Source organism: Maribacter sp. (genome assembly GCA_020629415.1).
Classification (GTDB): domain Bacteria; phylum Bacteroidota; class Bacteroidia; order Flavobacteriales; family Flavobacteriaceae; genus Maribacter; species Maribacter huludaoensis.
The window spans coordinates 22,780-36,471 of record JAHDDL010000006.1 but is presented as its reverse complement, the minus strand read 5'-3'; the positions used below and the strand labels follow the sequence as shown (position 1 = coordinate 36,471).

The 13,692-nt window shown below is 35.8% G+C and carries 8 protein-coding genes; 6 read left to right on the top strand and 2 right to left on the bottom strand.

Going from position 1 to position 13,692, the window contains the following annotated elements:
• Positions 1-1,281: a sugar isomerase gene (locus QZ657_RS04130; protein ID WP_291962616.1), complete on the bottom strand. Its 1,281-nt coding sequence runs from the start codon at positions 1,279-1,281 to the stop codon at positions 1-3.
• A gap of 75 nt (positions 1,282-1,356) precedes the next feature.
• Positions 1,357-3,456, bottom strand: a complete 2,100-nt coding sequence (locus QZ657_RS04125) for a bifunctional aldolase/short-chain dehydrogenase (protein WP_291965142.1) — start codon at positions 3,454-3,456, stop codon at positions 1,357-1,359.
• A 183-nt stretch (positions 3,457-3,639) separates the two neighbouring features.
• Between QZ657_RS04125 and QZ657_RS04120 the strand changes: the two genes are divergently transcribed.
• The 6 genes from QZ657_RS04120 to QZ657_RS04095 all read left to right on the top strand — a co-directional run.
• On the top strand, positions 3,640-4,686 hold the full coding sequence (locus QZ657_RS04120) for a GntR family transcriptional regulator (RefSeq protein WP_276471826.1): 1,047 nt from the start codon (positions 3,640-3,642) through the stop codon (positions 4,684-4,686).
• Between the two features lie 307 nt (positions 4,687-4,993).
• Entirely contained in the window at positions 4,994-8,101 is a 3,108-nt protein-coding gene (locus QZ657_RS04115; protein ID WP_291965139.1) for a SusC/RagA family TonB-linked outer membrane protein, read from the top strand.
• Between the two features lie 10 nt (positions 8,102-8,111).
• The gene (locus tag QZ657_RS04110) at positions 8,112-9,689 is read left to right on the top strand and encodes a RagB/SusD family nutrient uptake outer membrane protein (protein ID WP_291965137.1); all 1,578 of its coding nucleotides are present in this window, start codon (positions 8,112-8,114) and stop codon (positions 9,687-9,689) included.
• Between the two features lie 29 nt (positions 9,690-9,718).
• Positions 9,719-10,432 (top strand): hypothetical protein, encoded by a 714-nt coding sequence (locus tag QZ657_RS04105; protein ID WP_276471823.1) that lies wholly within the window; start codon positions 9,719-9,721, stop codon positions 10,430-10,432.
• 916 nt (positions 10,433-11,348) lie between these two features.
• Entirely contained in the window at positions 11,349-12,737 is a 1,389-nt protein-coding gene (locus QZ657_RS04100; RefSeq protein ID WP_291961159.1) for a DUF1080 domain-containing protein, read from the top strand.
• Positions 12,738-12,742: 5 nt separating this feature from the next.
• Positions 12,743-13,692, top strand: a 950-nt coding sequence (locus QZ657_RS04095) for a Gfo/Idh/MocA family protein (protein WP_291965135.1), incomplete at its 3' end; no start/stop codon positions are given.

Genomic DNA, 13,692 nt, shown 5'->3' with positions numbered 1-13,692 from the left:
TTATAATCCCGATGCTACCGAGTTCACTCCTCTTTCTTTTATTAAACCTTCTCTTACTTTTAATGCTCTATAAGTTTCTATAGGGTTGATTGCTCCTCCTCTACCAACTCTTGCTTTTTCTATTAAAGGTCTCACATCTGTACGATAAGCATTCTGAAGAATTTCTTGACATTTTACAACATCATTATTCTTTTGTGCAGCAGCAAGTTCGTTTTGATCAATTAACAATGCCTTGGCATACGCTTCTTGAATTGCCTCTAAAGATTGTATCAAATCTTCTAAAGGATCTTTAATATTATGACTAGCATCTATCATCCAAGCCGGATATGGATTTTGAGGATTGTTTTCCATTCCGTAAACCAAAGAGTTAAAGATCAAGAACAAAGAATAAGGTTTAATACTACCAACGGTAACATCATCATCTCCATACTTACTATCATTAAAGTGAAAACCACCTAATTTACCTTTCATCATCAATGTTGATACGATCTGCTCGATATTCGTATTGGGTAAATGATGTCCTAAATCCACCAAGCTATATGCTTTTTCGCCACAAGCATTCGCCAGCATAAATGACGTTCCCCAATCTTGAATTACAGTACTATAAAAATTTGGTTCATAGGGTTTGTATTCTATAAACATTTTCCAATCTTCCGGCAATGCTTTATATATTTCCTTAACACTATCCTCTGTATTTTGAAGTACATGCTGAAAATTGCTTTGACCAGGAAAATTAGATCCATCTGCCAACCAAATTGTTAAACTTTTAGAGCCTAATTTATTACCTATATTAATAACATCTATATTATGTGCTATTGCTTGATCGCGAGAAGCTTTGTTAATATTTGACAATGACCCAAACTTATAGCTCTCTTTAGCATTTTTTTGATCTTGAAAAGTATTACTATTGACAGCATCAAAAACAATATTATGAGCGGCAGCTACTTCTTTGATAGCTTTATAATCACTTGGTACATCCCAAGGAATATGTAAAGAGATCGCCCCGGCCGTTTGGGTTAATTTATGAATGATACCTACATCATCTATTTTTTGCTCCAATGTACTAGGTTCTCCCTGAAAGCCAAAGCGTCCAAATCTGGTTCCACCAGCTCCTAATGCCCAACTAGGAATGGCTACCTGAAAATCTCCAAGCATTTTAAGGATGCCATCAACATCTTTTCCTTGTTTTGACAATATGTTGCCCAAAAAATTATATTTCTCATCATGTAAGGACAGATGTTTTTTATTTATTTCGTCTAATTGATTTTCGTCTACTCTCATAAGTATTAATTTCCCATTAAAAATAAGCTTCTATAGATTTTCATCTATAAAAGCTTTTAAAAAAACTACAAACAACTACCTTACAAATGCATTGGCCATACCGCCATCGACATTAATAATATTACCTGTTGATTTGTCTAAAATTCCTACACAGGCAAAAACACCGTTAGCAATGTCTTCTGGATAAATGATCTCGTTCAATAAATTTCTTTTAGCGTAATGTGCAGGCAACTCATCTACAGTTATTCCATACGCTTTGGCACGACCTTCAGCCCAGTCACCTTCCCAGATCTTACTACCAACAATTACCCCATCAGGATTTACAACGTTAACCCTAATTTTATCTTTGCCTAGTTCCGCTGCCAATAAACGGCTCATATGTTGTTGCGCTGCTTTAGAGGTACCATACCCAACATTGTTAGGTCCAGAAACTAATCCGTTTTTACTGGCTATACTAATAAAATTACCTCCTAAGCCCTGATCTCTCATTACGGCAACACCTTGCTTAGCCAGGTCAAACTGACCTTTAACTAGCACGTTCTGTAACAAATTCCAATCTTTGTCGGTAGTTTCCTCTAATGGTTTGGAAATGGCCAAACCAGCACTGTGAACTATGATATCTACACCGCCGAATTCTAAACATGCTTTTTTAAAGGCATTGGCTATAGAATCAGTATTGGTAACATCACAAACAGCATAGCTGGCTACATCCCTTTTGTAGGTTGCCACACCTTCAACCAACCGATCTTCAACAATATCGGTAAGCACTATATTGGCGCCCTCTTCAGCAAGTTTATCTGCTATAGCTTTACCAATACCGCCACCGGCGCCGGTAACCAGAGCTACTTTCCTAGACAATGGTTTTTCTTTTGGCATACGCTGTAATTTAGCTTCTTCCAACAACCAATATTCAATATCAAATGCCTCTTGTCTTGGCAAAGATGTATACTCGGTTATAGCCTCGGCACCACGCATTACGTTTATGGCATTAATATAAAACTCGCTTGCCACCCTTGTAGTCTGCTTATTCTTTGCAAAACTGAACATACCTACCCCAGGATAAATAATAATTACCGGGTTAGGATCCCTCATTCCAGGGCTATTATCCCTTTTACAATTTTCGTAATATTCAGCGTATTCTTTTCTATAATTTTCAAATGCAGGAGTAAGTTTTTCCAATACCTTTTCACTATTGGAAAGATCCTCATCTGTACTTAAGGTAAGAACCAATGGTTGAATCTTGGTTCTTAAAAAATGATCCGGACAAGAAGTCCCCATAGGTGCCAATCTCTCCAAATCATTACTATTAATATACTCCAATACTACATCCGTATCGGTAAAATGACCGATCATTTGATTTTCTGAAGAACAAAGTCCTCTAAGTAACGGCATAAGTTTAGCTGCTTTTTCCTTGCGCTCTTCTTCAGGAAGACTTTCTACTTTTTGCCCACCAAATACACTACCGTTCTCTTTAATTTTTTTCTCAATGTATTCAGAGGCCATTTCAATAACCTCTAAACTATTAAGGTAACACTCGTATGATGTATCTCCCCAAGTAAAAAGACCATGGCTACCTAATACAATACCTCTAATACCAGGGTTGTCATTTAAACATTTTTCAAGTTGCAGACCTAAATCGAAACCTGGTCTTTGCCATGGCACCCACCCCATGGTATCTCCCCAAATTTCTTTGGTAACCTTCTCGCTGTTTTTTGCCGCAGCTACCGCTATTAATGCATCAGGATGTAAATGATCTATATGTTTAAAAGGAAGTAAACCGTGTAAAGGGGTGTCAATTGAAGGAGCTTTGCTGTCCAAATCATAAATACAATGATTAAACAGCCCTACCATACGGTCTTCATCTTCTAGACCACCATAAACATTCTTCAAATTTCTAAGTCGCTCTGTATACAGGCCCGCTATACCAGCTTTTGTAAGAGTGCCAATATCACCACCTGAACCTTTGATCCACATTACTTCAACCTCTTCATTTGTAAGAGGATCTTTTTCAATAGTTTTACAGCTAGTATTACCACCACCGAAGTTTGTTATACGAAGGTCTGCTCCTAAAATATTTGACCTGTAAAGAAACAACTCTACCTGGTTGTCCCCTAGCTCTGACGCTTTTGATTCGTCCCAAAGATAATCTACGTGTTTATATGTTTTGACCTGCATTAATCTGTTTTTTTAATTATGGTTGTCAACGAAAATAGAGCATGAATAAAAACAACGCATCCTGTACTATACTGTTAGTTAAATTCGATAAAAAAAATAAAAAGCCAAAAAGATTACATAAGTTTGAATTTGATTAATTCTGTATATACCCTAATTTAGGTCATAAAACTAAAACCGCACAACTTGAAAAAACTTGAATATATTTATGTAGACACTGAATCCCGTATTCCTAAATACAAACAAGTTATGGACTCTATAATCAATAGCATCCATAAAGGTGTATTGAGTATGGGAGAAAAAATCCCTTCAATTAACGAGGTAAGCGAAGAATACCTACTCTCTAGAGATACGGTAGAAAAAGCCTACGGTCTATTAAAAGAACAAAATATAATTATATCGGTAAAAGGCAAAGGGTATTACATATCAAAGACAGATCTAACCATAAAAGCAAAAGTGCTTTTTCTTATTAATAAGTTAAGTACTTACAAAATGAGAATTTTCAATTCATTTGTAAATAGTCTAGATGCGAATACCCATGTAGATTTAGATATTTACCACTGTGAACCTTTAGTATTTAGCAACATAATTGAAAATAAAAAAAACTTATACGATTACTATGTTATAATGCCTCATTTTAAAAATGAAAATCTTCAGCATATGGGTTGTACCGATGATATTTTAAAAGCAATTCATTCCATACCAAATGGAAAGCTGATCATTATGGACCGGAATTTAAAGAGTTTATCAAAAGAGGCAGGCAGAGTATATCAAGACTTTACGGAAGATATTTATAATGCCCTTACCGCCGGATTAGAAAAATTATCAAAATATAAAAAAGTCATATTGGTATACCCTAGCAAAGGTGTTTATCCATACCCTAAAGGTATTGTAACAGGTTTTAAGAGATTTTGTATTCAACATGATATGGACTACGAAATACTTGATGAAATTTATGACAGCATGGAATTACAATTGGGGGATTTATATATTATAATAGAAGAATCGGATTTAGTCAATTTGGTAAAACAAAGTAGAGATAGACATTATAAACTAGGTGAGGATATTGGCATTATATCGTACAATGACACACCTTTAAAAGAATTATTGGGTATAACCGTAATTAGTACAGACTTTAAAAAAATGGGTGAAGAAGCGGCTAAAATGATCGTTGAAAACAAAAGAGTAGAAATAAAAAATGATTTTAATTTTATTGACAGACACTCTGTTTAAACAAATTTTTACACCTAAATAACATATCCTTATTTTAAAGCTTTCTTCTATAATAATTTTTTTTGCAGCAAGACTATAAAAACAATTATTAAAAATTTGACTTTCAGATATTTAACGATTTAACCCTATTTTTTTTGACGCCTCTTACCACCATCCCTACAGTACAGTACAGGATGCCTTCACAACTTCTTGTTAATATAATTGTTGAGAATCTAATAATTTTTAGGTCGTTTTATTGGTTAATAATTAATAAAAATCCTTAAAAATTAGATTAAGTCAATTTAATATTAACAAAACTCAACTCAAAATGAAAAAAAAGTGTAACAAACGCTCGCGTATTGCTACCTTCTCTGTATTGGCTACCGTGATCATGTTCATGATAACCAGTACATCAGCTTTTGCACAGGTAAGTACCGTAAAAGGTACAGTTACCGACGTTAACGGAGAACCTTTGCCCGGCGTTAACGTAGTACAAAAAGGGACAAATAACGGTATGTCCAGTGATTTTGATGGTAATTATACTATTAATTTAGTACCAGGTTCTAGAGTATTGACCTTTTCCTATATTGGTTTTAATACCAAGGATGTAACGGTTAATTCCTCTAGCATAAATGTGACATTAGAAGAAGATACCGAAGCCCTGGATGAAGTTGTCGTAATAGGTTATTCATCCGTTTCTAGGGAGAAGGTATTAGGTTCATTAAGTTCTGTAAAATCAGAAAAAATTGCCGAGGTAACTCCTTCAAATGCTTTTGAAGGTGTACAAGGTAGATTGGCCGGGGTACAAATTGCAAGTAACGGAGGTCCAGGTGCTGGTTTTGATATTAGAGTAAGAGGTACATCAACCTTTAGTGCCGGTGGTACGGGACCTTTATATGTAGTAGACGGTCAACAACTGGACAATATAGACAATATAGACCCAAATGATATAGCTTCCCTTGAGGTTTTAAAAGATGGTGCCACCACTGCAATTTACGGTACACGTGGTGCAAACGGTGTTGTTTTGATTACCACAAAATCTGGTAAGAGAGGTGATGTTACCATAGATGTAAACGTAGTAAGTGGAATAAACACATTAAACGGAGCTATACCGGTTGCCAATACCAGACAACGCTTATTTTACGAAGATGTAAGACGTACTGCGGCACAACGTGAAAATCCCACAGGACTGCAACGAGATTCATTAAGTCTTAGAAACCGTAATTCATTTGATCTTCAAGAATTGATTACCAAGGCTGGTATAAGAAATCAGGTAAACGTAGCAGTAAGTGGAGGTGGCGAAAAACTAAAAGCTTACTGGAACAACGGTTTTTTAAATGAAGAAGGTATAGTTATCAATAGTAGTTTTAAAAGAATCAATAGCCGATTTAAATTAGATTTCACCCCATCTACAAAACTAACGTTAAGTACAAGCTTTAACGCATCATTTGAAGAATTTAGTGGATTAAATGAAAATCAGGTTTTTCAGCAACTTGTTGAACGTATTGCCTACTATCCTGTATTTGAACCGGACGGTAGTTTTACCCCAGAATTTGGTGGTAGACAAAATCCGGTTGCCGAAGCGCAACTTAGACAATTAAAGTTAAGAACGTGGAGGGCACAAAGCTTTAATTCTGTTCAATATAAATTTACTCCGTCCTTCTCTATAAAATCTACATTAGGTATCAACTTTAGATTGAGACGTAATAATGATTTTCAACCTTTATTGGTTTTAAACCCTAGAAACACAAATCCTTTAGGTAGCCTTAGAGATAGAATCGACTATGATATACAACAAGAAAATTTTATAAACTATAATAAAGATTTCGGTAAACATAGTGTCTCCTCTTTTGCCGGTATGCAAATACTTCGTAGAAGTGAAGAAAATTTTGGAATTTCAAATGCTCTTTTCGTTTCAGAAGACGTACAGACATTTAACAATGTTGATCCAAATGGTATAGGTATTAACGGAGGACAAACTTTTAACACAAAAAGTAACCTTTACTCACTCTTTGGAGGTTTCAACTACGACTTTGATAACCGCTATCTTATAAGTGCAACGTTAAGACGAGATGGTTCATCAAGATTTGGAGATAACAATGAATTTGGTTATTTCCCCTCAGGTTCAATTGGGTGGAGAGTAAGCAATGAACCGTTCTTCAAGAACAGTAATAGTAAAATCAACAACCTTTTGTTAAGAGCCAGTTATGGTGAAACCGGAAATGATCGAATTGGGGATTATGAATTTACATCTGCTTTTACACCTGGTGCAGTTTACGATGGTATTAGCGGAGTATCACCTACCAGATTAGGAAATCCAGAATTAAGTTGGGAAAGTACGGTTGCCACTAACCTAGGTTTTGATTTAGGAATGTTCAAGAATAGATTTACTATAAATTTTGATGTTTGGAGAAAAGATACCAAAGATTTATTGGCCAATGTACCTCTACCGGAGGAGTCTGGTTTCTCTGGCATAAGACAGAATGTTGGAGCAGTAAGAAATCAAGGTATTGACCTAAATATTGGTGGAAGCATCATACAATCCAAAAATTTTAGTTGGAATAGTAATTTCAACATTAGTTTTCAAGAAAATGAGGTTACTCAACTCTTCGGTGGTACATCATTTCAATCAGGTGACTACTTAATTGAAGAAGGTCAACCAATTGGTAATATTTACGGTTTTAAAAACTTAGGGGTTTTTCAATATGATGAATCTAACGCATTTACAAATGATGGCGTTCAGCTGACACCTAATTTTGACAATTCTGGAGAGTTTGTGAATTATACCCTTAACGGATCAGAGTTTACCGGAGATGTGAACCAAATAAGAAATGACGGTCGTGTTGCCCAAGGTGGTGATATCTTTTGGGATGATGTTGATGGTGATTTCGTCATAACAAACGAAGACAGACAGACCATAGGAAATGGTTTACCAAAATCATTTGGTGGATTCTCAAACGATTTTAAATATAAAGATATAAGCCTTAGCTTTTTGTTTGACTTTACTTTAGGAAACGATACGTGGAGACGTTGGGACGAAGCTAGAAATGATTTAAACTCAGGAGGTGAGACACCGGGTCCAGACCGTATAGAGGGTGCTTGGCAAAATCCTGGAGACATTACGGTTTATCCAAGATTAACCAGGGTTCCACAAAACAGGGACAGACCTAATAGTTTCTATGTAACTGACGGTAGCTTTATAAAACTACGTTTTGTTAGACTGGGTTATGACTTGCCTAAAAAAGCTTTAGAGCAGTTTGGTTTTGTTAAAAAGTGTTCTTTTTATATATCTGGTAACAACTTGCTTACTTGGACCAATTATCCAGGCTTTAATCCAGAATTAGGAACAAGAGGTAATCCGTTACAACCAGGGGTGGACAACCTAAGGTTTCCAAATGACCGTGAAGTAATCCTAGGTCTTAATCTTAAATTTTAAATAAACTAAAATGGAACTACGAAAATTAAATAAATATATAATAGGTAGTGTTGCCGTTCTGTTGGGAGCCCTATCTATATCATCATGTGAAAATTTAGTTGATGAATCACCGATCAGTGAAATTTCGCCAGATAATTTTTTCAGAAATAATAATGATGCCTTAGCTACTGTAATAGGAATGTACGACGGTATGCAACCTGCATTTCGGTTAAAACACTATTATTGGGGAGAGTTTAGAGGTGATAGTTACATAAATGGAAATGATGGTGCCAACGCAAATAATATTGAGCTTACTACCAACGACGTTACTTCTGGTAATGCAGGTGTTTTAAGATGGAACGATTATTACGATTTGATCAACAGAGCTAATCTGGTAATTGCCAACGTACCTAATATTAGTGGTTTTGACGCGGAATTATTGGCAGAAGCACAAGCCATGAGAGCTTATGCATATTTCCAAGCGGTTAGAGTATGGGGAGACGTACCATTGTTCACTGAACCCGTTATTGGTGCTAGTCCAGATTTACAAAGACCTAGAACAGAAGCCAATACGATAATTAATGAAGTTATCATACCTGACATGCTTGCCGCAGAGGAAAATATGGATATAGTAAGTAGACCATATAGATTTTCATTAACCAGTATTTGGGCACTACAAGCCGAGGTCTATGGTTTTTTAGGTGATGATATAAAAACCAAAGAAGCTCTTCTTAAGATTGTGGAGAGCAATGAGTTCAGTTTGGTTACCAGTGCTAGAGATTGGCAGAATTTGTTTTTAAACGATAACATAGACCCATTTGCACCAAATCCATCTAGCTCCGGTCCATTAAAGATACAACAAGGTCCTGAATTGATTATGTCAATCGGTTTCAGCTTAAACGAAGAGCCAGGTAGTGGCAACCGAAACAGAGCAGGTATTTTTAATTTGTTCTTTGCAGGTATACCTTCTTTTACGTTATCACCGGCACTGGAACAAAAATGGCGTGAAAAATTTCCTATAGATTCTCTTGAATGGGTAACTAAATATCCTGACACTGACCCAGTGCTTACCACTACTAACGAAGAAGGTGAAGAAGAGTTTGTTTATGGAGATTATAGATACTACCTATCACGAGAAGGTATTACCAATCTTGAACTAAAGGGAGTAGGTAATGCTAGAATGGCCAAATACAATAAGGCAAATTTTAATCAAACATTAGATGATAGTGATATGGTTCTTTACCGTTATTCTAACATTGTATTATATCTAGCAGAGGTAGAGAATAGACTTGGTAATGAACTAAGAGCCCTGGAAATCATAAATGAATTTAGAACTGCAAGACAACTACCATTAGTAGACGCGGCTGAATTTGGGGCTACACAACAAGAACGTGAGCTATTTATATTAGACGAGCGTCAGCTAGAACTTTTGGGCGAAGGCCAACGCTGGTGGGATTTGAGAAGAACAGGAAGAGCTCTTGAAATTTTAAACCCAATTTTAGATACACTTACAGGTGGCCGTACATTAACGGACGAGAGACTGCTTTTTCCAATATTTGATGAGCATTTAGTTGAAAACCCATTATTGGAACAAACACCAGGGTATTAAAAAATAAATCTTAAAAAATACACACCAAAATGAAAAGAATAAAAGCACTAAAATTTTGTGGAACGTTTCTACTGATGTTTGCATTAATAGGATGCGACATTGATTTACAAGAGCGTTTCGTCTTTGAACCGGAAGTTGATCTTACAGACCCATATGGTGAAATGACAGCTTGGCAATTCCTTAATACTCCACAAGTACTAAAACTGAACGAAGATGGCACTCTGAACGGTGACGGCCTGAACTATTTTAAAGCTGCTATAGAGGCCGCTGATATGGTAGCCGAATACAACACAGCAAACAATGGCAGAACATTTCTAATGCTGAACAATAATGCTTTTGAAGGTAATGGTGATATCATCGCCTTAGTGACAGGATCAGCAGATATAGAAGAAGGTGAAACACCTACGGAAGTTATGGCAAGGGCAGATGTTGATGTATTACGCTTAATACTTCAATACCATATCATTACCACGTATATAACCCAGAACGACCCATTATTGGTTCGTGACGTTAACTACGAGTTTCAAACATTAATACCAGGTGAAGATGGTAAAATTGTTCTTAGAAGAGATAGCCAACTAAGAATTGATGTTAATAGGTCACCTGCACCTTTGCCTAGCACGGCAACTGGAGGAGGCAATAATGAAAGGCTTAGAAATTATAATTATGTTTTTAATAACGGCATAGGTCATAGCTTAAGCGATCCGGTGAGAAATAAACCATATCCAAAGCCAAATAATTAAAGTTAAGTTCGTGTTGAGTTAGTTTAAAAAACCCTTTACGTAATTGAGCACTACGAGAAGGGTTTTTATTTTTAGTGGTGGGGTTAAGTGCCAATGATAATTTGACTATTTAACAAAAAACGACACTAACATTTTTCTATCTTTAATTTAAAGACGAAGTAATTTAAAATACTACCTTAAGATAAGTAGATAACAAATAGACAACAGTAAAAATAAAATTTCGCAGATTCTCCAGGATTTAAGCATTTTCAACAATAGGTTTGAATCCTGTCGATATCACTACAAAAAGCTCCATTTTTATGGAGCTTTTTTTTATTGGTTTAAATAATGACAACCATTTACACAAATACTTTCATAGTTAGTTTAGTTAATTAAGAAATCTAAACCCAACCTGTTTTAATCTACCTTTCACTAAAAATAATGGAATAAAAGTAACATGTATTGCTATTGGCTCTATTATTTGCATTATAGTGTAAATTGTAATAGCTATAAATTAATCTGTAAAGAGCGATCACCATTAAACATTACTTATTTTGAAAATATAACAGAAACCTTCCTAAGAACACTTAATACCTAGCAGTTACAAAATGGAATAATTATTTCCTATAAACTTATAACTAAAAAATAACCGATATATTGGTATTTCTATTGCCTACATTATAGTAGTATCATCCTTCATTGACTACTAACTCTTAGAGAAAAATTGCGACAATCTACCTACGAGCATTATCGATTGTCAATTGCTTGACATTTAACATTTATTATCCACAACAATCCTCAGCTTTTCATAATTTTTAAATAATTAATGAATAAAATTATTAATTACACAATAAATGCAACATAAATCAATATTTTTATATAATGTAATCCATTACATTATATATATTTCGCATTAAATCGCACAATTATACCAAAAATGAAAAATCACCTATTAAAGACCAAATTATTACTTGCGACAACAGCTACATTTCTTATTAGTTGCGCTGAAACTCCTAAAGACAATGCCCCTTGGGTGGATCTTTTTGATGGAGAAACTTTAAACGGATGGCATAAATTAGGAGGAGATGCAACCTATGCCGTTAAAGAAGGTACCATAGTAGGAACCACAACACACAACACTCCTAATACATTTTTAACTACCGATGAAATGTATAGCGATTTCATATTAGAATTAGACTATAAGGTAGATTCTACCATGAATTCGGGAATTCAAATTAGAAGTAATAGTATACCAACATATAGAGATGGCAGGGTACATGGATATCAAGTTGAAATAGACCCTTCTGAAAGAGCATGGAGCGGCGGTATTTATGATGAGTCAAGGCGTGGTTGGCTAAACCCTATGACCGATAATCCCGCTGCACAAAAAGCCTTTAAGCAAAACGATTGGAACCATTATAGAATTGAAGCTATAGGTGATACGATTAAAACTTGGGTAAATGACGTACCAGCCGCATATCTTATAGATGATAAAACCGCAAAAGGTTTTATATGCCTACAGGTGCATAGCATACATAAGGATCAAAAAGCAGGAACAGATATTATTTGGAAAAATGTAAGAATCATAACCGATAGTGTTTCCAAATACTCAAGAAATTCTCCTTTAACACCAATTATTACCAAAAATCAACTGACCATAGATGAAAAGAAAGACGGCTGGAAACTTCTCTGGGACGGAAAAACTACTGATGGTTGGAGAGGTGCCAAGTTAGAAGAATTCCCTGAGAAAGGATGGAAAATTGAAGATGGCGTTCTAAGCGTACTTTCTTCTGGAGGGGAAGAGTCTGCCGCAGGTGGTGATATTGTAACCAAAGAACTTTATGGAGATTTTGAATTGAAAGTTGATTTTAAATTAACCCCAGGAGCCAACAGTGGCATTAAATATTATGTTGACACTGAGATCAATAAAGGTGAAGGCTCTTCTATTGGCCTGGAATATCAAATATTGGATGACAATCTTCACCCCGATTCAAAAAAAGGAAACCATGAAGGCAGCAGAACTGTTAGCTCTCTTTACGATTTAATTCAAGCAGATGTAAACAAACCCATTAAACCTATAGGTGAATGGAATACAGCTTATATCATATCTAAAGACAACCATGTAGAACATTGGCTAAACGGGACCAAAGTTCTTGAATATGAAAGAAAAAGTGATGCATATAGAACATTGGTTTCTGAAAGTAAATATGCCAAGTGGCCCAATTTCGGGGAATTGGATCAAGGTCAAATACTACTACAGGACCATGGAGATTTGGTATCGTTCAAAAATGTAAAAATCCGAGCTATAAATAATACAAAAGAATAAATACGATGAGTTCAAACAGAAGAAATTTTATTAAGAAAACAGCTTTGGGTGCAGTTGGGGCTACAATAGCCAGTAGTACCGCAAATGCGATGACAGCAAAGAGCTATTCTAAAATAATAGGTGCAAACGATAGAATTCATGTAGCTATTCAAGGTTTAGGTAGAAGGTATGGTGCCTATATACCTGCTATAGCACACAAAAAAAATAATGTTGAGCTTACCTATTTATGTGATGTAATGAAAAGTCAGCGAGACAAAGCTGCCACAGAAGTTTCATCTAAAATTAGCAGCAAACCAAAATTGGAGAACGACATCAGAAAAATATTAGATGATAAAAATGTTGATGCCATATTTATGTCCACACCAGATCATTGGCATGCACCAGGTGCCTGTATGGCAATGCAAGCCGGCAAACACGTTTATTTAGAAAAACCTTGTAGCCATAACCCGCGCGAAGGTGAGTTGGTGGTTGCCTATCAAAAAAAATTTGATAAAGTAGTGCAAATGGGCAACCAGCAAAGATCTGCCCTAGAATCTCAAGAAGTTATAAGAGATATACACAACGGCGTAATTGGTGATGTTTATAAGGCAACCGCATTCTATATTAGTGCAAGAGGTCGTGTACCCCACCAAACCAAGGCAAACCCGCCAGAAGGTTTAGATTGGGAACTTTTTCAAGGACCGGCTCCAAGAAGAGCGTACACGGACAACACTTGGGATTATAATTGGCATTGGTACGGATGGGATTATGGTACCGCAGAAATGGGCAACAATGCCACCCATGAACTTGACATTGCAAGGTGGGCATTGGGTGTTACCTATCCCGAACAAGTATCTGTAGATGCTGGCAAGTATCATTATAAAGATGATGGATGGGAAATGTATGACACAATGGAAGCAACTTTTAAATTCGCTGGAAACAAAACTATTAAGTGGGATGGAAATAGTAGAACCGG